Raw genomic sequence first — 21,707 nt, forward strand, 5'->3', positions numbered from 1 at the left:
CGACGCTAGTGTCGGAGTCCCAGCAGGCCGCGGCCGCGATGACGGGCGTCGGCGTGCACCTGAGCGTGCGGACCGGCGGCCTTCACGGACTCGGGCAGGTGCGAGTACTTCTTCTCGAAGTTCTCCTCGAACATCACGGCCAAGTTGTGCGCCGCCTCGTCGTAGCGCGCGGTGCTCTGCCAGTACTGGCGCGGCACCAGGATGCCGTCGGGCACGCCGTGGCACGTGGTGGGAATGTCGACGTTAAAGATATCATCGTGGACGAACTCGCTGTCCTCGATGGTACCGTCGAGGGCGCGGGCCACCAGGGCGCGCGTGTAGGCAAGCTCGATGCGATGGCCCACGCCGTAGCCGCCGCCAATCCAGCCGGTGTTGACCAGGTACACACGCGTGCGGCCGTCGGCGATGCGCTCACCGAGCATCTTGGCATAGACCATGGGGTCGAGCGGCATAAACGGCTCGCCAAACAGCGAAGAGAACGTGGGCGTGGGCTCGGTGACGCCGACCTCGGTGCCGGGGATCTTGGCCGTAAAGCCCGTCACAAAGTGATACATGGCGGCGTCGGCCGTCAGGCGCGAGATGGGCGGCAGCACGCCAAAGGCGTCGCAGGTCAAAAACAGCACGACGCTCGGAGTGGTGCCCATACCCTTGGTCCACGCGTTGGGAATGTGCTCCACAGGGTAGGCCACGCGCGTGTTGTGCGTGACCGAGACGTCATCGTAGTTGGGCTTGCGGCTCTCGTCGAGCACCACGTTTTCGCAGATCGCGCCAAAGCGGACGGCGTTGAAGATCTCAGGCTCGTGGAACGCGTCCAGGCCCTCGCATTTGGCGTAGCAGCCACCCTCGATGTTGAAGATGCCCATGTCGGACCAACCGTGCTCGTCGTCGCCGATCAGTAGGCGCGTGGGGTTGGCCGAAAGCGTGGTCTTGCCGGTGCCAGACAGGCCAAAGAACACGGCGGTCTCGTGCGTGACAGGATCCATGCTGGCCGAGCAGTGCATGGGCAGCACGTCGTCCTCTACGGGCAGCAGGTAGTTCATGACGCTGAAGATGGACTTTTTGATCTCACCGGAGTAACCGGTGCCGGCAACCAGAATCACGCGCTCCTGGAAGTTGATGACCACGGCGGCGCTGGAGTTGAGGCCCTTAATGGCGGGATCGCACTGGTAGCCGGGAGCGGCGAGCACGCAAAAGTCCGGCTCACCGGTGCGCGCAATTTCGCGAGCGAGCGGGCGAGCGAGCATCTGCTTAATAAAGAGCGCCTGGCTGGCACGTTCGCAGGCGACAAGCAGGCGACGTGTATGGTTGCGATCGGCACCGGCCATACCGCGCGTGACGAAAACATCGCGCTCGTTGAGGTAGTTGACGATACCGGCCTTGATGGTCTCGTAGCTCTCGATCGAAAGCGGTCGGTTGACGGCGCCCCAGGCGATCTTGTCGTGCACGTCGGGCGTGTCGACGATAAAGCGGTCGTTGGGCGAACGGCCGGTGCGCTCCCCCGTCTCGATCACGAGTGCGCCATTGGATGCCATGCGGCCTTCTTCGCGGCGGATGGCGTGCTCGACGAGCTCCGCGGCGGGTAGATCGACCAGCAGACGGGGCTGATTCTCGGCAGGATCTTCGACCAGCGTAAGACCAAAGTTGGACAAAACTTCTGCAGGGGTAACACCTGGCATGGGGCCTCCTTTAAAAGCGCGACACGTGGACGCGGCACGCACTTTACTCACGTAAAGCCCGTTGTACCCGATATGCAAAAACGTTTTTGCGGCAACGGCGAAGCGCCCGCCCAACGGTCAAAAATCGCAGGCAAGCGGCCTAGTCGTTAGGGACACTCTTGAACAGGCAACATTCAAGGAGTGTCCCCGGATGCCGGCACTTAGGGACGTTCCCAAAGTGCCGGCACATAAGGAACGTCCCCAAATGCGTCTACTGAATGGCGCCGCCGAAATTATCGAACAACCTGTTCAAAAACACGACCGAACACCGTCGCGTCTATACTAGAGCGTAGCAATAGAAAGGACTCCGCTTTGAGCATCACGCCCATCGATAGCATTCGCCGCGCCATCGCCCGCCGCAATGGCGTCACCGACCCCACCGTATCGGACGGGGCGCACGGACAGGGCGGACGCATCGAGAACGGCCTGTTCCCCGCATCGCACACCGCCGAGGAGCTCGCACGAATCCAAGAGCTAAGCCAGCGTAACGCCGGCGGTCCCGACAGCAGCCAGGCCACACGCCGTCGCCGCGAGCGCAATCGCCAGCCCGGCCCCATCCACCGCATGGTCAATGCCTGGTGGAACCGCCTGCTCGGAGCCGTCTACGGCGGCGGCTTCTCCACGCAAGAAGCCGAGTACGAAGATCACGCCACCCGTCGCGACTACCTTTGGAATACCCTGGGCACCGCCGTGTGGGGCATGGCGTTTCCGTTGCTCACCATCGTGTCCACACAGCTCGCGGGCGCCGAGGAGGCTGGCAAATTCTCCATCGCCTTTGTCACCGGCACGCTCATCATGATCGCGTGCAACTACGGCGTGCGCAATTTCCAGGTCTCGGACATCGACGAAAAGACGTCCTTTGCCTCTTACCAGCTCAACCGCTGGCTCTGCGGAGCGCTCGCGCTGGCATGCGGCCTGGTATACAGCAGCGCCCGCGGCTACGATGCGCAGATGGCCACGATCGGCCTGGGCGTCTACCTCTATAAGGTGATCGACGGCATCGCCGACGTGTACGAGGGCCGCCTGCAGCAGGCCGACAAGCTCTATTTGGCCGGCATGAGCCAAACGCTGCGTTCCGCCGGCGTCATCGCGGTCTTTAGCGTGGCACTGTTCCTCACGCGCAGCATGCCCATCGCGGCCATGGCCATGGGTGTCACCGCCATCGCCTCGCTCGTGCTGGTCACCGCGCCGCTTGCCCTGCTCGAGACCGAAAAATCGCGCCACGTGAGCCTGCGCGAGGTCGGCCACCTGTTTGTCCAGTGCGCCCCGCTCTTTGGTGCACTGTTCCTGTTCAACCTTATTGAGAGCATGCCCAAGTTTGTGATGGAAGGCACGCTGGCATACAAATATCAGCTGTACTTTAATGCCCTGTTCTTTCCGGCGCAGGCTATTTTGCTGAGCATTGGATTTATCTATAAACCGCAGCTCCTGCGCTTGTCGAGCATTTGGGCTAATCCTCGCAAGCGTCGTCGCTTTGACCTGATTATTGTTGCCGTTATGGCGCTGATCGCGGTCATCACCGGCGTGTGCGCCGCATTTATGGCAGGTCCCGGTATTCCCCTCATGAGCTTTATGTACGGCCTCAGCTTTGAACGCTACCGTACGCTGGCGCTGCTGATGGTCGTCGCCGGCGGCGTAACCGCGGCCATCGATTTTATCTACGCCATTATCACGGTGCTGCGCCACGCTGGAGACGTCACCAAGATCTACCTGATCTGCTTTGCCGTGAGCGTGGTGCTCCCGGTGATCCTGATCAACCTGCTGGGTCTGATGGGCGCCGTGGTGAGCTACCTAGCCATCATGGCCCTACTCCTGGTGCTGCTGATTATCGAATACGCCCACATCCGCCAACGCATCGAGCGCGACCGCAACCCGTACGGCGCCTAATTGGCGCAATGGGGGGTCTCGTTGCGGACGATTTGCGACACGCAAAACTAAGTGAGTAGACTTTTGCCGAATCCCTGACCACACCGGCAAAACACAAGTCAGTGACCTGCGGTTTTGTTGAGGCAAATTTGCCGGCTGCTCGGCATTTCCAAAAAAGTCTACTCACTTAGCCAGCGGACAGCCAAAAAAGAACCGTCGCAACGTCGTTTGACTCCGTTGCGACGGTTTTTCGAGCATTTTCGCACTGCCGAGGACGCAGACGCTCCTCATTTCTCGCGCTTACCGAGCAAGAAAGCGCTATTCTCCGAAAGTAGTCAAAAAAGCTCCGTCCCAAATTAGCTACCACTTGCACCGATTATTCGCCCGGGTTGATGTTCGCGTAGAACTCCGCCCCATCATCGAGCCGCAGGATCCCGACGCGGCCGAACTCGGAGCCGGTGGCGGCGGCGCAGTCGATATCGATGCGATCGGGCACGCCGGCGGTATCCTCGCCACCCAGGCGCACGATCTGCCCGCGGCCCGACTCCTCATCGAGCCCCGCAAGACCACCGACCTCGCAATAACGCCCGAGCGACACCGTTGGCGTGTGACCGCTCACCACGACCGGACCCTTGCCCTCGGCAGAAAGCAGCCCGGTCGGCGCATCCCAATAGCCGTGACGAATCCACAGCAGGTCATCGGCCGACTGCACCGCGAGCATCTGCTGCAGCAGCTCGCGATCGGCACCCACCGCTCCAACGCCATCGGCACAATCGACGCCATGCTCAAGCAAAAACGCGCGCGCCGCCTTCATCTCGATCCCAGCATGTACCAGCAGATACGGGCGCTCCTCGGTCTCGGCCACCGCGTAGAGCGGCAGCGCGGCCATCCATCGCACGAGCTCCTCGTATGCGTCAAATTCCATGTCGTTGAGCTGCTCGCGCGTCGTCCAGCCACCGTTGATATCCCAGGTCTCGGCATCGAGCGGATCCTGGCTAATGATGGCATCGAGCATGATCTGCTCGTGATTACCCTTGAGAACGCGGGCGTTAGGCAGCGAGCGCACGAGCTTAATAACGCCGACCGGATCGGGCCCGCGATCGATCATGTCGCCCAGCACGTACAGCGTGTCGTCGGACGTCAACGAGATCTTAGACAGGGCCTCGTCAAGCGCATGCACGTGTCCGTGAGCATCAGATGTCACATAGATCGCCATGGAACGCCTCTCCTTGCATTGCGGCCAAAGCCCGGCGCCGCAACTAAAACTTCAAGTTGAACTTAAACGTTACCCATTGTACTCCGTTGCAATAAAGCTGGAAAGGGTTTCCGAGCAGAGGCAAAGACGGCAGCCGTCTATGACGATATCGCGCACGCCCGCAATTCAACCCCATAAACCCACCATCTTTGGGTACAAATAACCGCAGACAACTAACCGTGCCACGCCAACCACCCAGGAGCGGACACCATCCATGAACCAGATCCTTCTTTTTATCGGCCTCGTCATCATTTTGTGCCTGACCATCAAACCCGTCGGCAAAAAGCTCCCCTTCCCCACCCTGCTTATCTTTATCGCGCTCGGCATGCTGTTGGGCGTCAACGGCCCGGCGCATATCGACTTTAGCGACTACGCACTCACCGAAACCGTCTGCAGCACGGCGCTATTGTTCATCATGTTCTACGGCGGCTTTAACACCAACATAGACCGCGCCAAGCCCGTCGCCGCGCCGGCGGTGCTGCTGAGCACGCTCGGCGTCGTCATCACCGCAGGCATCACCGGCGTGTTCGCCCACTTTGTGCTGGGCTTCGACTGGATCGGCGGCCTGCTGCTGGGATCGGTCGTGGCGTCCACCGACGCGGCCAGCGTCTTTAGCGTTCTGCGCGAGCACAGCCTTTCGCTGAGGGGCGGCACCGACTCGCTGCTCGAGGTCGAATCGGGCTCCAACGACCCCGTCGCCTACATGCTCACCGCCGTGCTCGCGACCCTCGCGGCGGGCGGCAATATCGACATTCCCGTGCTGCTGACCAAGCAGATCATCCTGGGCGTGGGGTTGGGCCTTGCCATCGGCTGGACATCCAGCCGTCTGATTGAGCGCGCACACGCAACGGCCGAAGGCGCGCAGACCATCTTCTTGTTCGCCGTGGCCATCGTCGCCTACGCGCTGCCGAGCTACCTGGGCGGCAACGGCTTTTTGGCCGTATACCTTGCAGGCATTGTGCTGGGCGCAAGCGACATCACCGGTAAGGTCGAGATGGCGCACTTCTTCGACACCCTCACCGAGATGGCAGAGATGACCATCTTCTTCTTGCTCGGCCTGCTCGTAACGCCCGCACGCCTGCCGCAGATGCTGCTGCCGGGCCTGGCGCTCATGGCGTTCATGCTCTTCGTGAGCCGCCCCATCGCCGTCGGCGTGCTCCTAGCGCCCTTTAAGACGAATCCCAGCCAGGTCGCGCTCGTAAGCTGGGCGGGCCTGCGCGGAGCAGCTTCGGTCGTCTTTAGTCTCTTTGCCGTGGTGGCCGGCGTTCCCGGCGGACACGACCTATTTGACCTGGTGTTTGTGATTGCCGCGTCGAGCATCGTGGTGCAGGGCTCGCTGCTGCCGGCGGTGGCGAAGAAGCTCGATATGATCGATGCGACCGGCGACGTGCGCCGCACCTTTAACGACTACCGCGACGAGGACGGCATGTCGTTTGTAAAGCTCAAGGTGGGCGCTGGCCATCCGTTTGCCGGACGCTCGCTCGCGGACATTGGCAGCGCGACGGACATGCTCGTGGTCCTGGTGCTGCGCGACGGGGCGCATCCGGTACTGCCCAATGGCGACACCGTGATCCAGGAAGGCGATCTGCTGGTGATGGCCGCCCCAACGTTCGAAGAGCGTGCCGAGGTTACGCTGCGCGAGGTCACCGTGACGCCCCACGGTCGCCTGGCCGGTCAGCGCCTGCGCGACGTGCCGCAGGGCAAGCACCCGTTTATCGTGGTGATGCTCAAGCGCGACGGCCAAACCATCATCCCCGATGGCAACACCCTAATATACGCCGGCGACGAAGCCGTCATCGCCACGCTAGCTTCCTAGCAGCCCGTCCCTCTTCAGCTACTAGCTGTCACCCACAGCAAAGTCGCGGAGGTCGAGGCCTTCGCGTTCGGCTCGGGCTAGGAGCTCTTGGGGCGACTCGTCCTCGATATCCATCACGTCGAGCATGGCAGCGGGAAAGCCCACGCCAGCCGCGCTCCCCGCGTAGTCGAGCAAGCCCTCGCGCAGCTGGTCTACATCAACTTCAATCTTCACGGTGAATCCTCCTACCGGGCAATCGCGGCCGGACAAACCGCACGTCCCAACTGATGTGCAATAAACTCCAGATACGGCCATAATAAAATAATGAACATCAGGGAGGTTACGGATGATGGACAAGCTCACTGCCATGACAGAACAAGTCAGAGATTTTTGTGATGCGCGCGATTGGCGCAAATATCACACTCCAAAGGAACTTGCCATCGGCATAGCGACAGAGTCCTCCGAACTCCTTCAGCTTTTCCGCTTTATGAGCGACAAGCGCATTGCAGAAATGTTCGATAGCCCTGATCAGCGCCAAGCCATCGAAGACGAAGTTGCCGACACGCTCCTCTTTCTCCTACGTTTCGCCGATCTAAACGGAATCGACCTCCCAAAGGCGCTCTCGTCCAAACTCAAACGCAACGGCGAGCGCTATCCCGTCGACACCAGCTCCAGCGAATACAGAAAGGCGGCCCACCATGAGTAATGAGTTCGCCCTTCGACAATACACGCTTCCCCTCCCCCAACCCTTCGAGGCAAGCGAATCGCTGCAGGACTTTGGCACGCCAAAGCCCGGATTCCACCATGACGAGAGTTGGCCCGTTCTCTATATTCTGACCAACAGTAAAAACAAAACGGCGTACATCGGTCAAACGACCAATTATCGACGCCGCATGAAGCAACACGCCGCAAACGTGGACAAAGACTTCGACCGGACCCTCCTGATTGACAATCCAACCTTCAATCAGTCAGCAACATTTGAGTTTGAGAATCGACTTATCGAGCTGTTCTGCGCTGACGAAAAATACCAGGTAACCAACGCCAACAATGGCTATGCCCAGTTCGATTATTTTGAGCGACCTCAGTATCGCCAGAAGTTCAGAGACCTCTGGACAAAGCTTCGCGAAGAGAACTATGCGATCCACCCCATCGAAGAGCTCGAGAATACCGACCTGTTCAAATTCTCGCCCTTCAAAACGCTCACGCCCGATCAATACGAAACGATTGAGGCGATTTACAGGCGGCTCGAGCAAGAGCATGAAGACATTAAACACGGCGGTCCCAAGAAAGAGCGCGTAACCGTCGTGAACGGCGCGCCGGGAACAGGCAAAACAATCCTCGCCATCAGTCTCATGTTCAAAATCAAAAATGAGCCGAACCTTTCCGGTCTGCGGGTCGGCTTCGTGACGCCCATGGAGTCTCTGAGCAAGACGCTCAAAAAAATCACGCACTTCCTCCCCGGGTTAAAGCCCGGCGATATCCTGAGCCCCAACGACGTCACAAAAAACGATCGGTATGACGTCTTGCTTGTCGACGAGGCGCACCGACTGGGAAACTACTTATCCGCCGGCGCCGGCATCGGAGCTTTCTACAACACATGTGAACGACTCAGCTTGCCGCGCACGAGCAGCCAGGTGGATTGGATTTTCAAATGCTGCGACAAGGCGTACCTGTTCTTTGACCCCAAACAGCAAGTCCGCGCATCGGGACTCAACCGAGATGGCCTTGAGCAGCGACTCAACCAACTCGAAGAAGCCGGCATCGAGACCGAAGAATTCAACTTGAGTACCCAAATGCGCGTGCGTGGCGGCGATGAGTACCTCGATTTTGTCTACGACCTGCTTGATAACAAAGCGTACATGCATGCCGGCATGAAGTTCAAAGCACTCTTTTCATAGGAGCCTTACGATTCGCGAGCCGGGGATCCGGACAGCGATATCCCCAGATACCAGTTTGGAATCGTCGACCGATTTGAGGACTTCTGCTCTCTGCAGCAAACCAAGGAAGAAGAAGTTGGTCTATCCCGCATGATGGCAGGCTTTGCGTGGAAGTGGGAAACGAAGAATAACAAAGATGCGTTCGATATCGTCATCGAGGGCATTCCCAAACGCTGGAACTCAACCCAGAAGGATTGGGTTAACTCCGCCAACGCCGTCAACGAAGTCGGATGCATTCATACGGTACAAGGCTACGACCTCAACTACGGATTCGTAATTCTGGGTCCCGACATTTACTACGATTCGAACAAAGATGCAGTCAACGTTAACAGGGCAAACTTCAAAGATGCCGTTGCCAAGAAAAAGGCAAGCGACGATGATCTGCAAAAGATCATCGTCAACGCCTACTACGTCCTCATGACGCGCGGCATGTTAGGAACGTATCTCTATGTGTGCGACCCCGCGCTCAAAGAGTACCTGTCACGGTATATCCCGGCGATATAGACCTTGCGACCGCCCTCCCCCATGTAACCATCCTGTAAATCATAGCGGCGCACTCGAGTTTTACCGTGATGCGGTCGCGCCTAGCGCTCCACTGTGCTAAAGTATCCCGAACGTTCAAACGACTACGAGGGGGAACTAGAAGATGGCACGTGTGCACAACTTCTCAGCTGGCCCGGCCGCACTGCCCACAAGCGTGCTCGCCGAGATCGCCGACGAGATGATGGACTACCGCGGTTGCGGCATGTCCGTGCTCGAGATGAGCCATCGATCTAGCATGTACCAGCAGATCATCGACGACGCCGAGGCAACCCTACGCCGCCTGCTGAGCATCCCCGACAATTACCGTGTCCTGTTTTTGCAGGGCGGCGCCACGCTGCAGTTTGCGGGCATCCCCATGAACCTCATGCGCCGCGGGCGCGCCGGCTACATCGTGACCGGCAACTTTGCCAACAAGGCGTACAAGGAGGCCGCCAAGTACGGCGAGGCCGTGCTGCTCGCGAGCTCCGAAGACACCAACTTCGACCGCATCCCCGACATGGCCGACATCAACGCGCGTATTGCCGCCGAGGCTGCGGGCGACGGGCTCGACTACGTCTACATCTGCCAGAACAACACCATCTTTGGCACCATGTACCGCGAGCTGCCTAACTGCGGCGATGTGCCGCTGGTCGCCGATGTTTCGAGCTGCTTTTTGTCGCAGCCACTCGACGTCGAGCGCTACGGACTCATCTACGCCGGCGCTCAGAAAAACGCCGGCGCCGCTGGCGTGACCGTGGTCATCGTGCGCGACGACCTGATCGCCGACGGCCCGGCCTTTGCGCAGACGCCGCAGTACATGAACCTTAAGACCCAGGCCGCCAAGGGCTCCATGCTCAACACGCCCAACACCTTTGGCATCTACGTGTGCGGCAAGGTGTTCCGTTGGGTTGAGCAGACCGGCGGACTTGCCGCCATGGCCGAGCGCAACTGGGCCAAGGCCAACCTGCTCTACGACCTGCTCGAGCACAGCGAGCTGTTCCATGGCACCGCGCAGGCCAACAGCCGCTCCATCGCCAACGTCACGTTCCGTACCGGCGACGCCGAACTCGACGCGGCCTTTGTTGCGGGCGCGGCAGAGCACCAGATCCAAAACGTCAAGGGCCATCGCCTCGTCGGCGGAATGCGCGCCAGCGTGTACAACGCCGTCACCATGGAGGACGTGCAGGCGCTGGCCACGTACGTGAAGGACTTCGAAGCGCAGCATAGTTTGAGCCCGCGATCTAACTAGCCCGCAACACGCGGGCCGACCAGCCACTTCAAACCACTTGTTATAAACAAATCCGCTAAGGAGTTTTTCATGCGCAAGATTAAAACCATCGACGACATTACCAAGGACGGCAAAGTCGAATTTGGCGAGGGCTACGAGTTTGTGGGCACCGCCGAGGAGGCCGACGCCATTCTGATGCGCTCCACCGACCTGCACGGCTACGAGCTGCCCGAGGGCATCCGCGCCATCGCCCGCTGCGGCGCCGGCGTCAACAACATCCCCGTCGAGGAGTACGCCAAGAAGGGCGTCGTCGTCTTTAACTCCCCCGGCGCCAACAGCAACGCCGTCAAGGAGCTCGTCCTGGGCATGTTGGTGCTCTCGAGCCGCGGCGTGGTGCAATCGATGAACTGGGTGCGTGACAACGCCGACGACCCCGAGATTCAGGTCGATGCCGAAAAGGCCAAGAAGGCCTTTGTGGGCCGCGAGCTCAAGGGCAAGCGCATCGGCGTCATCGGCCTGGGCAACGTGGGCTCCAAGGTCGCCAACGCCTGTGTCGATCTGGGCATGGACGTCTACGGCTACGACCCGTTCATTTCCGTCGAGCACGCATGGGTGCTGAGTCGCGAGGTGCAGCGCGTGGGCACGCTCGAGGACCTCTGCCGCGGCTGCGACTACCTCACCGTGCACGTGCCCAGCAAGGCCGATACCATCGGCATGATCAGCACCGAGCAGATCGACCTGCTGGCGCCCGACGCCGTGCTCATCAACTACGCGCGCGAAACCATCATTGACGAGGACGCCGTCGACGCTGCCCTGCGCGAGGGCAAGCTCAGCTGGTTTAGCTGCGACTTTGCCACGCCCAAGACCGTCAAGATGCCCAACACGTTTATCACCACGCATTCGGGCGCCGGCACCGGCGAGGCCGAGGCCAACTGCGCCGACATGGCCATCAGCGAGCTCAAGGATTACCTGGAAAACGGCAACATCGCGCACAGCGTCAACTACCCCGCCTGCAGCATGGGCAAGGCGCGCGCCGCAAGCCGCATTGCCTGCCTGCATGCCAACGTGCCCAACATGATCGGCCAGATCACGGCCATTCTCGCCAAGGACAACGCCAACGTGCAGCGCATGACCAACGAGTCCGCTGGCGAGAACGCCTACACCATGTTCGACACCGATGAGCACCTGGACGGCAGCACGATCGAGGCACTCAAGCATATTCCGTCGATGTATCGTGTGCGCGTGATTAAATAGCGCCGGCGCCAATCCTGCCAGACAGACCACGAAGCCCATTCGGCCCCCGTTTTCACGAAACGGGGGCCGATTTTGTTGCTCCGGACGACTTTAAAATGATACCCATAACAAGTTTTTTCAGATAATCGATAGTGAGGCTCAAGTCGCTAAGCACACCCGCTTTGATAAACAGCTTTATCAGGGACTTTAGTAGGTAAAAATCGATCTCTATGTGCCGAATGTAAGTTGACTGTCCATTTTCCGAAACAACTTATTCTAGATAGCATTTTTAAGGCCCCTCCAAGGCGAAATATAAGTCTTTTTGTGACCAAAACTCTAGTCCGCGCGACCGTTTTCCACCCGCGCGGCTACATTCCTGCCCAATCGATAAAAATCTCCTCACGAAGCCGCCGTTCGAGCTCCTGCTGTCGCGGCGTCTTGTCTTTCAGCGGCACATCGAGATAGGACATGATGAGCTCCATCACCACGCGGAAGGCATCGGAGTCGGCCAGCTGACCATAGGTCATCAGAATGACGGGATATCCCATCGCTTGCAGCGCCGTCGTTCGATCGGAGTCCGAAATCTTGGATTCAATGGATCCGTGAATGGCTTTACCTTGGCATTCAACCAGACACTCTCGACTGCCGTCCTTATTTGCCAGCAGGATATCGGCATAGCGCCTATCAAGCCCCGAAATCAGGCGGGCGCTGCGCGTCATACGAATCTCAACGTTATTGGTAAGGCGCAGCCCTTCGCCGCCGCGCAACCTCGTAAGGCCAAACAGCATCGAAGCCTGGACCTCAAGCGGCGATGCCGCCACCCCCGTAATGCATTTCGCGGCACGTGTGAACGATTTAGCGCCGCGGAGCCCCCGGATCTTATCGGCGAACTCTGTAAGTTCAGAGAACTCGATCAAGGGCGGTCGTTTCCACAGGTCCGTTGGATTCCCCGAGACATCCTTTACATTTTCCCAACCCAACCGTGCGTCACCCCACCGGCCCCCGTATGCCTGCTCAAGTGCCGACTTTACCTGAGGCGCAATCTTGCACACGGCAAAGGTGCCGCACATCTCATACATGCACATGATTAGACGCTCGTTTGAGACCGAGGAAGCCAGGGTCAGCAGGGTAAAGAGTGGGGACGCAACATCGAGGCCAAACTCCGTCTGCCGCACGGAATCAAACGGCCTCTCCCCGTTCCAAACATGCCTGACAATGCGATCGCCCTTACGTCCGCAGCTGCCCTGCGCCAACACGTGTAACGGGGTGCCCAGGAAATGCGTGACGAGCGGATGCTCACATAGGTGCTCCCTGCGCGGATCGTCCGCAGAATCGGGCAGGTCCGGCATTATTGCCAAGACCTGTGGAGGTATCCGGTGATACCGAAAGGCAGATATGTCGCACAGCATGTCGTCCATGAAGGGTACGTACCCGCTGCGTCGCTTGTGAACCCGCCCGGACGGCAAACGCGCTGGCTCGGCCTGCGAACGGTAAATACTGCCACGCCCACGTCGCGGATCTCTCAGGAGGCTTACAATCGGTTTGGAAAGCAAACTGATTGTGAGGTTGCATATGGTTGATGAGGATTTTGCCTGGCGGCTTGCGCAGGAGCTTGTGCGGATCGACAGCTCAGACCCGGGCGCGTATGAGGATGAAATTGAGCGCTTCATTAAGAGGCTCATTGAGCAGCAGCTGGCACAACTTGATAGTTCTGCGCTCGATGCCGTGCAGATTGAGGAGCTCGAAGTGCTGCCCGGGCGCCGCAACCTTAAAGTCACCGTGCCGGGCCAAAGCGACGAGCCGCGGCTGATCTATATCTGCCACATGGATACCGTCACCTTGGGCGATGGCTGGGACGCAGACATCGAACCGCTTGGGGCGGTTGTGCGCGACGATAAACTCTATGGCCGCGGTGCCTGCGATATGAAGGGTGGCCTGGCCTGCGCCATTGCCGCACTGGTCCATACGCTCGAGCGCGTGGCGGCGGATGGCGCGCTGCCACGCCGCGGCTTTTCGCTCATCTGCTCGGTCGACGAGGAAGACTTCATGCGCGGCTCAGAGGCCGCGATCGATGCTGGCTGGGTCAGCTCGCGCGAATGGGTGCTGGACACCGAGCCCACCGACGGACAGATCCAGGTGGCGCACAAGGGGCGTACGTGGTTCGAGATTGAAATGGCTGGCGTGACGGCGCATGCGAGCCAGCCTTGGAAGGGCGCGGATGCCGTCGCCGCCATGGCCGAGGTCGTGTGTTCGCTTCGTCGCGCGTTTGCGGCGCTGCCCGCGCACGATGAGCTGGGGCCTTCGACCATCACGTTTGGCCAAATCGAGGGCGGATATCGCCCCTACGTCGTACCCGACCGCGCCAAAGTCTGGGTCGACATGCGCCTGACCCCGCCGACCGATACGGCCGCCGCAATCAATATGGTCGAGCATGCCATCGCCGTCGCCGAAGCCGCCGTTCCCGGTTGCCATGGCAGCTACACCGTGACGGGCGACCGCCCCGCCATCGAGCGCGACCCGAACTCTCCCCTTCTAGCAGCGCTCAAGCGTGCCGCCGATGACGTAACGGACGCGGACACGACCGTCGGCTTCTTTACCGGCTACACCGATACCGCCGTCATTGCCGGCAAGACAGGCAACCGCAATTGTATGAGCTACGGCCCCGGCTCGTTGGCGCTCGCACACAAGCCCGACGAGTATGTGCCCCATGCCGATATCGTTCGCTGCCAAAACGTGCTCATCGCGCTTGCCGATAACACGCTCTGGGACGCAAGCGGCCAAGTTGGGGCATAATAAGCCGCGAACAAACCGACTCGCGCGTTAGGACCGCCCATGAAAGCACTTCCGTTTCCCTGCATCCGCCCGGCTCAGGACCGTGTGCTCGAGGCGCTGCCTGCGATGGGCGGTATCCTGAGCGGCAACGACGCCCTGCGCGGCGCCATTGCTGACGGCCTAATGCTCAAGGATCCAGGCGCGGCGTATTACGTGTACGAATGCTCGGGCGAGCCGGGTCGCGCGACGGGTGTCGTGGCGATTTGCCCGGTTAACGTACTGACGGGTAGCGACGAGGCTGCCGCCGAGAGCGTCGACGCACTCGCCGCCGCGCGCGCGATCGCCGAGCTTAAGGTGCAGCCGCGCCCCGTGTCGCTCGCCTACGAGGCGTCGCCCGTCATGGATATCATTTTGAGCGCTGCCAAAGAGGGCGCATCGCTCTACGCCGTCACCGATCCCGCGGGCGTCACACATCGCGTGTGGGAGGTCAAGCGCGAGGACGCCGTTGCCGCCATCCGTGCCATGCTCGATCAGGCGCCCGACCCGGTGTTCGCCGGTGACTCCGCCTATGTCGCCGCACTGGCTGGGGCATCGCAGATTCTGGCCGACGAGGCCCGCGCTGCCGGCGCCTACTCTGGCAAAGAGCCGTTCAACTTTGCTGTAGCCGTGCTGTTCCCCGCCGCGCAGGTCAGCGGCAGCGCGCCGCAGGTTCCGACGGGTCTGCTCACTCACCAGGTCTCACGGTTCTAGCGAACTCAAACGCTAAGCTGGAAAACCCAGCATCCAAACAAACAAGGGGCGGAGATGCAGCAAACGCATGCACCTCCGCCCTTTTCGCATCAAACAATTACGCCGGTAAACCGGGCCGCAACGTCAGCGTTATCCACGCTGCGGACCTGCCGCCGCCACGAGCGGCTCTAGCCCCAGCTCGCGCGCGTAGTCTTCCTGCGTAAAGACTTCGACCAGTTCAAACGTATCGGCCGCATCGTCAAACGCAAAATGCAGCACTGAGCAGTTGCCCGGCACGCGTTCGCGCTCGTCGGCCGCCGCGCCCCGCACGTGGTCCAAAAACTCCTTGATAGCTGAGCCATGACTTACCGCGAGCACGCACGTATGGTCCGGACGCCGCATAAGATCGGTCAGCGTCGCCACCATGCGCGTGCGCACCTGGATCTGGCCCTCGCCGCCAAACTGCCGATAGAAGTCGCGCCACGGGCGCTCGGGCATAAGCATCACGCGCTCGGCCTCAAAGTCGCCAAAGAACCACTCACGCAGGCCGTCCAGGCGCTCGTACGCCAAGCCCGGCCACAAGTTGGCGATAGTCTGCTCGGTGCGATGAAGCGTAGAGGTGTAGGCATGATCGGGCTCAATGCCGCGCGCACGTAAAAACATGCCGGCGCGCGCCGCCTGGTCGCAACCCAACTGCGTAAGCGGCGAGTCACTCCACCCCTGAATGATACGCTTAAGGTTGAATATCGTCTGTCCATGACGGACCAGATACAGATCTTTATTCATAGGGGTCCTTTCGTTCGTTACCAACCCAAGAGCGAAAACGCCCCGTCGCAATAGCCAAAATGAAGCACGGCACCGTTGTCGGGTAGCTCTCCCCCGCCAGTCACATACTCAAGAAACTCCTGGCAGGCTGAGCCGTGGGAAACCGCCAGCACGCAGTCGTGCTGCGGCCGGGCCATAATACGGGACAGCGCCGCGACCATGCGCGACTGAAGCTGCACTTCCGACTCGCCGCCAAAGGCCACCGGATAATCGCCCCAGGGCTGCGGCGGCATCTCGCGATTTGATGTGCCCTCCAGCGAGCCAAAATGCCACTCACGCAGGTCATCGACCAGCTCAATGGAACGGCCCTCGCCAACGATAAGCTCGGCCGTATGCCGCGCCCGGCCCAACGGCGAGGAATACACATGATCAAAGGCCACGCCACGCGCCGCAAACGCCGTACGCGCCGTCAGCGCCTGCTCGCGCCCGCGCGCCGTAAGCGGCGAATCGTGCCAGCCCTGCAAAATGCTCTGCACATTGAGCTCAGTCTGCCCATGCCGCACCAAATACAGATCTGCCACACGCTCTCCCCTCGTACCACCACAAAGGGGACAGGCACCTTTGTGGTGGTTTACCGTCTGATCACGCCGCGGTGACGCTCAGCTACACCAGCACGTCGGCGAGCGGGCGCTTGGGTACGTGGTGCACCTGCGCATCGTCACGCCAGTAATTAATTGAGCCGTCGGGGTTGGAATCGATCGCATCGATCATCTGCGTCTCGGCCGGCACGCCAAAAGCCATGATCAGCTTGAGCTCATACTTGTCGTTATCGAGCCCCATAGCATCGATCGCGTGGGGCGTAAAGGCCTTGAACATGCAGGCTGCCACCTCGGGCGTGGCGCTGCGAGCGGCGAGCATCATCGTCTGCGCGGCAATGCCCGTGTCGACCTCGGTGATGGGCGCGGCGGGCTTACCCGGAACAGCGCGCTCGGCAAGAATCGCGATGTAGCCGGTCGGACGCTCGCCCTCGGCAGGACCCGACCAATCCTTAAGCGCGCCGGCCCATGCAAGCTCATCAAATACACGCGCGCAATCCTCGGCACCGCTCACCACATGAAAACGCAGACGCTGAGCATTGGCGCCGCAGGGAGCCAGGTGCGCCAGTTCCGCCAGCTCGAGCAAAAACTCGCGCGGCACGCGCATGGACTCGTCAAAACGGCGGCACGTACGGGCGCGGCGGACCAGCGCGTCAAACGTGTCCAGGCCAAGCTTTTCGCAACCTTGCTTTGCCATCGATTCGACACTCGACGGTGCCTCGGGAACTGCTTCGTTCATAGGGACCCCCAATACAAGCCAATTGTCCTTAGGAAAATCTAACCTAAAACGTAGGCAATAACGAACAGGGCTGCAATGTTCTACACCTGTTGAATAGAAAATCGCGACGTGGGGAACAACGGAAACAATTCGGGGCCTTTGGGTTACGTTTCGCCCTCCCCGACCCATACGTCAGCGCCCTTAGGGGATACTGGTTGTAACGATCAAGGCTTACGCCGCACGGAAAGGAGACTTATGGGCATCTTTAAGAACGATGATCAAAAATCGAGCCAGTTTGGATTTGACGAGAAAAGCATGGCGGGCAAAGCCGTCAAGGCCGTACGCTGGATCTACGCCATCACGGGCGTCTTAGCACTCATTGCTGGTATCGCGCTGCTTTTTGCACCTGCCAAGTCCCTCGTCTTTTTGACGACTGTCCTGGGTTTTTACTTTGTAATCACTGCTGCCATCAGACTATTCACTGCCATTTTTGAGCCGCTGCTGCCCACCGGCTGGCGCGTGACGAGCATCATCTCCAACCTACTCATTATCTTGGGCGGCGTCATAATCCTGCGCAACCAGGCCTTCTCGACCGCGACGCTCACCACGATGGTGGTTATCGTGGCCGGCTTTGGCTGGATTGTCGAAGGTGTCATGTCCATTCTGGAGTCCGAGCTTTCGTCCAACCGCGCCCTCGCTATCCTGAGCGGCGCACTTTCCATCATCGCCGGCATGTTCGTGTTTATCTATCCGCTGTGGTCGGCCAAGATGCTCGTCATCTTTAGCGGTGCCGCGCTGCTGGTGTTTGGCGTGACGCTCATTGTTCGCGCCATTCAGTTTGGCAAACTGGTGCGCTAGATGCCAAAGACGCTCTTTATTGATGCCGACGCCTGCCCGGTCACGCGCGAGTCGATTGACTGCGCGCGGCGGGCGGGCGTCGCCGTTGTTATCGCCGGCAACAGCACGCAAAACCTGGAACGGCACATTCGCCGCGACGACCCGCGCGATGCCGAGCACGCGCGACGCGGCTTTTGGGTCACGACGCTCGACGTGAGCGTGGGCGCCGACAGCGCCGACTTTGCCATTGTCGAACGCCTGCAGGCGGGCGACGTGGTCGTGACGCAGGACATTGGCTTGGCGAGCATGGTGCTCGGGCGCGATGCCGCCGCCATCGGTGTGCGCGGGCGCGTGTACGACAAGGCGACTATCGACATGCAGCTGTTTATTCGCCACGAGGAAAAGAAGGTACGCCGCGCCGGCGGACGCACTCGCGGTCCGGCAGCATTTACCAGCGAAGACCGCGCCCGCTTTAAACGCAACCTCACCGAGTTGCTGCACTAACCAAGGTAGATTTTTGAGACATGCCTAAAATCTACCTTTTTGTTTTGAGCGGTGTGAGCGCTCGGAATCCATGGCTCAACAAAAAACGGGCTTCAAAATGCCATGCGTCGCCGCATTGCGCAGGCGCTGAGCATGGCTATTTGAAGCCCATTTTTTAGGCCTACTTAGAGGCCAACGGCGGAGAGGATGAGGCCCCAGCCAGCGCCGATGACGTACATCATGATCAGGAACACGGCATTTTCGCGGGCGCTGCGGTTGGTGCGGAACAGCACCAGATAACCCACGCCGGCGGAAATGAGCGTGCCGGCGAGCATCGGCGCCAGTTGCAGCGCGCCTTCCAGATACAGCTGTGTAATGACCACGCTCGCCGAGCAATTGGGAATCAGCCCGACAAGCGCCGAACCCAGGACAGCGAGTGTCTCGTTGCCGCGCAGGAACTGCTCGATCGCGGACTCGCCGAACGTCTCGAGCACGGCGACCAGAATCAGCGTCACCAGAAAAATGAATACCGAGACCTGCACGGTGTGCGAGATCGCACTGCGGATGATCGACAGGACAGGCGTCCCTTCGTGGGAGTGAGAGTGACCGTGACCATCATGGTGTTCATGTTCGCCCTCATGACCGTGATCGTGGCCATGTCCGTGTTCGTGCTCGTCCTCGTCTTCATCACAACCGCAATGGTCGCGCTCGCACAGCTCGTGGATGTGGTCGGCGCTCACGCCTGCCTCGGCCACCTCGTCGATGATGTCACCGCCGCTGTGGTCGTCGTGCGCGCAGTTCACGTGGGCCGGGTTGGCCGCGGTTCCCAGCACGGTACGGCGAATCGCCGCGTGCGCGCGGGCGTTACGGCGCAGGCCGCGAATGGCAGCGTCCACGATAAAACCCGTGACCAGTGCGATCAGCGCTTTCGAAGCCAAAAGCATCGCCATAGTCTGCACGGGAACCTGCTCGGCAAGCAACAGCGGCAGCATCTCATCGGAGGTCGAAAGGAACACCGCCACCAACGTGCCCAAGGTCACGACACGGCCGGCGTACAGCGTTGCTGCCATGGCCGAAAATCCGCACTGCGGCACCATGCCCAGCAGCGAGCCAACCACGGGACCCGCAGCGCCGGCGCGCTTGATAGCGCCGTTGACGCGGTCGCCCGCAACGTGCTCAAGTGTCTCGAGAGCAAGATACGTCACCAACAAAAACGGCACCAGCGACAGCGTGTCCTTGCCGGCGTCGAGCAGAATATCAATCAGTAAATCCATGACGGATGGAACCTTTCGTGTCTTTCGGCAGCATTGTAAAAGTCCTAGCGGTCAACTAGGGTATTGTAGTTGTCCCGGGCGCGGTGCCAATAGTTGCCTATGGTAAACTATCATCTCGCCATAACTCAGTAACCTCGAGCCGCACAACGCGGCCCGTCCAAGGAGTAGCATATGAACGTATCGCAAGCACTCGAATACGAGCGCCAGCCGTTTATCCCCATGTTTATCTACGGCGACCACGGCGCCATGGAGTCCGAGCGCCAGAAGGGCGAGGAGGCCCTCAAGGTGCTCGAGACCGAGTACTTTACCGCCGAGGGCGACCCCGGCTTCGACTTTGCCACCGTGCGCGACCTGGCCGACCGCAACCGCGACCTGTGCGACCAGATTGGCGAGGCGCGTCTGCGCAACGTGACGCCCGCGACGCTCTCGCGCGGCCTGTCCGATGCCGACACCTGCGCCGCCATCGGCAAGATGCAAAAGCGCACCGCCGCGTCCGTTATGCGCGAAATCCGCGGCGACCGCGACGCGCTCGGCGTGGCCTACGCCCGCAAGCCCATCCAGGGCACCGTGCTCGGTATCGACATCGAGACCACCGGACGTGCACCCGAGCGCGGCTATATCATCAACGTGGGCTGGGAGATCATGGAGCTCACCAGCGACGCCGTCCCGCATGACGCCGAGGCACACTACTGCGGCCTGCCCGACATCTACCGCGGCGAGGATGTGCCGTTGTCGAATATCCACCACATCACCTGGGACGACATCGACGGCAAAAAGCCGTTCCGCGAGAACAAAGAGCTGCAAAAGCAGCTGCTCAAGCTTATGAAGAAGTACCCGTACATGGCACACAACGCCGCCTTTGAGGACAGCTGGTTCAAGATCCACCTGGACGGCTACGCCGAGGCACGCCGCGCCGGCAAGATCATCGTCATCGACTCGCGCCAGATCTGCCGCAGCCTGGACGCCGACGTGCGCTCGCTCCCCCGCGAGTCCGCCCCCGCCGCGCTCGAGAACTGGGCACGCCGTCGCGGCACCCTCGCGCCCGACGCCAACGAGCAGCATCTGGGTCTGGACGACACCGACCTCATGCTCCGCACGGTACAGGCCGAGTTCAACCTCAAGAACCTATTCGCGAAATAGCAACGCCTGCGACAAACACTACTTGCTCACGAGCGGCCTCGCAGCGGGAAACACCGCAGCGGGGCCGCCCTATGTTCCACAGATAGATCTGCCATCACAAATTCTGAACCCTCATTTTGAACGATTTCGGCCAATTCCCGACACGTAATTCGTTGTCGGATGGTGATGCATCGATATCAAATGTGCAGCAATTGAGTTTTTATATGCTATAGCTAAGCTGCGATAACATTGATTTTAGGCATGCCAACCCATAATTGCGTCAAGCTTTTGGACAGCATTTGGTTAGGCCCCTAAAACGACTTTCCCACTCAGCGCCATCAGCACGGCATTAGCTGACACGATATATACCATGAGTATCGTATTGTCACATACCACTGCAAAAGCGGTCTACCAGGCCGCGCATTCGGCGTCTACGAAAGACACCGAGCCCTGTAACCCTGCCGCGATTTACGGATCATGTCCCACCGGAACGCTCCTTGACGCAGCCGCAGAATGGCTCACCAAACACGATGTTTCCCTTGACGCAAATGATTGCCTCGAAGTAATGGTGTTTGATCGCAGGAATGCGCGCTATGCAATGAACTGTCAATGCCACGTTTCGTCAAAACGATTCTCGAGCTCACGCTTTATAGAGCTCAAAGATGGCATCTTCATTGTTGGCGTTGAGCTTTGCGCACTTCAGGCCGCCACCTATCTCCCTTTTCGCGAACTGGTGGAGTACTACTTTGAATTGTGCGGCGCTTACTCCTGTTAGCGTCGGATTATTTTAGCCAAATATAGTCGGCCGAGATTGACCAATCCCGGCCGACCCATTTTAGCCAACACGCCCGCATCTATGACTT

The 21,707-nt window shown here is 60.0% G+C and carries 19 protein-coding genes and 1 pseudogene; 12 read left to right on the forward strand and 8 right to left on the reverse strand.

What is annotated here, in order from left to right:
* Window positions 1–5: 5 nt before the first annotated feature.
* Window positions 6–1,676 (reverse strand): phosphoenolpyruvate carboxykinase (ATP), encoded by a 1,671-nt coding sequence (gene pckA, locus PMW67_RS04685; protein WP_271738861.1) that lies wholly within the window; start codon window positions 1,674–1,676, stop codon window positions 6–8.
* A 351-nt stretch (window positions 1,677–2,027) separates the two neighbouring features.
* Here pckA and PMW67_RS04690 point away from each other — a divergent pair, with 351 nt between their 5' ends.
* Window positions 2,028–3,602 carry a lipopolysaccharide biosynthesis protein gene (locus tag PMW67_RS04690; protein ID WP_271738862.1) on the forward strand — a complete coding sequence of 525 codons (1,575 nt, stop codon included), beginning with the start codon at window positions 2,028–2,030 and terminating at the stop codon, window positions 3,600–3,602.
* 355 nt (window positions 3,603–3,957) lie between these two features.
* Here PMW67_RS04690 and PMW67_RS04695 read toward each other — a convergent pair whose 3' ends face one another.
* Window positions 3,958–4,797, reverse strand: coding sequence for a metallophosphoesterase (locus tag PMW67_RS04695; protein WP_271738863.1), 840 nt, complete (start codon window positions 4,795–4,797; stop codon window positions 3,958–3,960).
* 253 nt (window positions 4,798–5,050) lie between these two features.
* Between PMW67_RS04695 and PMW67_RS04700 the strand changes: the two genes are divergently transcribed.
* The gene (locus PMW67_RS04700; RefSeq protein ID WP_118206443.1) at window positions 5,051–6,652 is read left to right on the forward strand and encodes a potassium/proton antiporter; all 1,602 of its coding nucleotides are present in this window, start codon (window positions 5,051–5,053) and stop codon (window positions 6,650–6,652) included.
* Window positions 6,653–6,673: 21 nt separating this feature from the next.
* Here the strand turns inward: PMW67_RS04700 and PMW67_RS04705 are convergent, their stop codons facing one another.
* Window positions 6,674–6,865 carry a hypothetical protein gene (locus tag PMW67_RS04705; protein ID WP_117563971.1) on the reverse strand — a complete coding sequence of 64 codons (192 nt, stop codon included), beginning with the start codon at window positions 6,863–6,865 and terminating at the stop codon, window positions 6,674–6,676.
* 115 nt (window positions 6,866–6,980) lie between these two features.
* Here PMW67_RS04705 and PMW67_RS04710 point away from each other — a divergent pair, with 115 nt between their 5' ends.
* From PMW67_RS04710 to PMW67_RS04725, 4 genes and pseudogenes are all read left to right on the forward strand, one after another.
* On the forward strand, window positions 6,981–7,337 hold the full coding sequence (locus PMW67_RS04710; RefSeq protein WP_197032115.1) for a nucleotide pyrophosphohydrolase: 357 nt from the start codon (window positions 6,981–6,983) through the stop codon (window positions 7,335–7,337).
* Window positions 7,330–9,072 (forward strand): annotated as a pseudogene (locus PMW67_RS04715) (DNA/RNA helicase domain-containing protein). The gene PMW67_RS04710 and the pseudogene PMW67_RS04715 overlap by 8 nt, the downstream one beginning before the upstream one ends.
* 142 nt (window positions 9,073–9,214) lie before the next feature.
* Complete coding sequence (gene serC, locus PMW67_RS04720) at window positions 9,215–10,339, forward strand: 3-phosphoserine/phosphohydroxythreonine transaminase (protein WP_117772992.1); 1,125 nt, start codon at window positions 9,215–9,217, stop codon at window positions 10,337–10,339.
* Window positions 10,340–10,408: 69 nt separating this feature from the next.
* Window positions 10,409–11,572, forward strand: coding sequence for a phosphoglycerate dehydrogenase (locus PMW67_RS04725; protein ID WP_117735908.1), 1,164 nt, complete (start codon window positions 10,409–10,411; stop codon window positions 11,570–11,572).
* 347 nt (window positions 11,573–11,919) lie between these two features.
* On the opposite strand, the gene PMW67_RS04730 is transcribed toward PMW67_RS04725, so the two are convergent.
* A complete protein-coding gene (locus PMW67_RS04730) occupies window positions 11,920–12,969 on the reverse strand; it encodes a hypothetical protein (protein WP_271738864.1) in 1,050 nt (349 codons plus the stop codon).
* A 154-nt stretch (window positions 12,970–13,123) separates the two neighbouring features.
* Here PMW67_RS04730 and PMW67_RS04735 point away from each other — a divergent pair, with 154 nt between their 5' ends.
* Both PMW67_RS04735 and PMW67_RS04740 read left to right on the forward strand, forming a co-directional pair.
* Window positions 13,124–14,344, forward strand: a complete 1,221-nt coding sequence (locus tag PMW67_RS04735) for a M20 family metallopeptidase (RefSeq protein ID WP_117772996.1) — start codon at window positions 13,124–13,126, stop codon at window positions 14,342–14,344.
* Between the two features lie 39 nt (window positions 14,345–14,383).
* Window positions 14,384–15,073, forward strand: a complete 690-nt coding sequence (locus tag PMW67_RS04740; RefSeq protein WP_117563978.1) for a DUF1015 family protein — start codon at window positions 14,384–14,386, stop codon at window positions 15,071–15,073.
* 129 nt (window positions 15,074–15,202) lie between these two features.
* Here the strand turns inward: PMW67_RS04740 and PMW67_RS04745 are convergent, their stop codons facing one another.
* The 3 genes from PMW67_RS04745 to PMW67_RS04755 all read right to left on the reverse strand — a co-directional run bounded on the left by PMW67_RS04745 (window position 15,203) and on the right by PMW67_RS04755 (window position 17,152).
* On the reverse strand, window positions 15,203–15,838 hold the full coding sequence (locus PMW67_RS04745; RefSeq protein WP_117772998.1) for a histidine phosphatase family protein: 636 nt from the start codon (window positions 15,836–15,838) through the stop codon (window positions 15,203–15,205).
* Window positions 15,839–15,855: 17 nt separating this feature from the next.
* Window positions 15,856–16,398 carry a histidine phosphatase family protein gene (locus PMW67_RS04750; RefSeq protein WP_055252053.1) on the reverse strand — a complete coding sequence of 181 codons (543 nt, stop codon included), beginning with the start codon at window positions 16,396–16,398 and terminating at the stop codon, window positions 15,856–15,858.
* 82 nt (window positions 16,399–16,480) lie between these two features.
* On the reverse strand, window positions 16,481–17,152 hold the full coding sequence (locus tag PMW67_RS04755) for a nitroreductase family protein (protein ID WP_158563751.1): 672 nt from the start codon (window positions 17,150–17,152) through the stop codon (window positions 16,481–16,483).
* A 234-nt stretch (window positions 17,153–17,386) separates the two neighbouring features.
* Here PMW67_RS04755 and PMW67_RS04760 point away from each other — a divergent pair, with 234 nt between their 5' ends.
* On the forward strand, window positions 17,387–17,989 hold the full coding sequence (locus PMW67_RS04760; protein WP_117773002.1) for an HdeD family acid-resistance protein: 603 nt from the start codon (window positions 17,387–17,389) through the stop codon (window positions 17,987–17,989).
* Window positions 17,990–18,472, forward strand: a complete 483-nt coding sequence (locus tag PMW67_RS04765) for a YaiI/YqxD family protein (RefSeq protein WP_117563982.1) — start codon at window positions 17,990–17,992, stop codon at window positions 18,470–18,472.
* Window positions 18,473–18,636: 164 nt separating this feature from the next.
* On the opposite strand, the gene PMW67_RS04770 is transcribed toward PMW67_RS04765, so the two are convergent.
* The gene (locus PMW67_RS04770) at window positions 18,637–19,725 is read right to left on the reverse strand and encodes a putative manganese transporter (protein WP_055252059.1); all 1,089 of its coding nucleotides are present in this window, start codon (window positions 19,723–19,725) and stop codon (window positions 18,637–18,639) included.
* A 171-nt stretch (window positions 19,726–19,896) separates the two neighbouring features.
* On the opposite strand from PMW67_RS04770, the gene PMW67_RS04775 reads away from it, so the two are divergent.
* Complete coding sequence (locus PMW67_RS04775) at window positions 19,897–20,865, forward strand: 3'-5' exonuclease (RefSeq protein ID WP_055252061.1); 969 nt, start codon at window positions 19,897–19,899, stop codon at window positions 20,863–20,865.
* 349 nt (window positions 20,866–21,214) lie between these two features.
* Window positions 21,215–21,619, forward strand: coding sequence for a hypothetical protein (locus PMW67_RS04780; protein WP_271738868.1), 405 nt, complete (start codon window positions 21,215–21,217; stop codon window positions 21,617–21,619).
* The last annotated feature ends 88 nt before the right edge of the window (window positions 21,620–21,707 follow it).

The organism is Collinsella aerofaciens, from assembly GCF_028209395.1.
GTDB classification, from domain to species: domain Bacteria; phylum Actinomycetota; class Coriobacteriia; order Coriobacteriales; family Coriobacteriaceae; genus Collinsella; species Collinsella aerofaciens_AZ.

Coding starts and splice junctions, on each gene's coding strand:
- PMW67_RS04765 (WP_117563982.1), top strand. CDS start 17,990: ATGCCAAAGACGCTCTTTATTGATGCCGACGCCTGCCCGGTCACGCGC.
- PMW67_RS04745 (WP_117772998.1), bottom strand. CDS start 15,838: ATGAATAAAGATCTGTATCTGGTCCGTCATGGACAGACGATATTCAAC.
- PMW67_RS04730 (WP_271738864.1), bottom strand. CDS start 12,969: ATGGACGACATGCTGTGCGACATATCTGCCTTTCGGTATCACCGGATA.
- PMW67_RS04700 (WP_118206443.1), top strand. CDS start 5,051: ATGAACCAGATCCTTCTTTTTATCGGCCTCGTCATCATTTTGTGCCTG.
- PMW67_RS04735 (WP_117772996.1), top strand. CDS start 13,124: ATGGTTGATGAGGATTTTGCCTGGCGGCTTGCGCAGGAGCTTGTGCGG.
- PMW67_RS04780 (WP_271738868.1), top strand. CDS start 21,215: ATGAGTATCGTATTGTCACATACCACTGCAAAAGCGGTCTACCAGGCC.
- PMW67_RS04710 (WP_197032115.1), top strand. CDS start 6,981: ATGGACAAGCTCACTGCCATGACAGAACAAGTCAGAGATTTTTGTGAT.
- pckA (WP_271738861.1), bottom strand. CDS start 1,676: ATGCCAGGTGTTACCCCTGCAGAAGTTTTGTCCAACTTTGGTCTTACG.
- serC (WP_117772992.1), top strand. CDS start 9,215: ATGGCACGTGTGCACAACTTCTCAGCTGGCCCGGCCGCACTGCCCACA.
- PMW67_RS04695 (WP_271738863.1), bottom strand. CDS start 4,797: ATGGCGATCTATGTGACATCTGATGCTCACGGACACGTGCATGCGCTT.
- PMW67_RS04775 (WP_055252061.1), top strand. CDS start 19,897: ATGAACGTATCGCAAGCACTCGAATACGAGCGCCAGCCGTTTATCCCC.
- PMW67_RS04725 (WP_117735908.1), top strand. CDS start 10,409: ATGCGCAAGATTAAAACCATCGACGACATTACCAAGGACGGCAAAGTC.
- PMW67_RS04755 (WP_158563751.1), bottom strand. CDS start 17,152: ATGAACGAAGCAGTTCCCGAGGCACCGTCGAGTGTCGAATCGATGGCA.
- PMW67_RS04740 (WP_117563978.1), top strand. CDS start 14,384: ATGAAAGCACTTCCGTTTCCCTGCATCCGCCCGGCTCAGGACCGTGTG.
- PMW67_RS04760 (WP_117773002.1), top strand. CDS start 17,387: ATGGGCATCTTTAAGAACGATGATCAAAAATCGAGCCAGTTTGGATTT.
- PMW67_RS04770 (WP_055252059.1), bottom strand. CDS start 19,725: ATGGATTTACTGATTGATATTCTGCTCGACGCCGGCAAGGACACGCTG.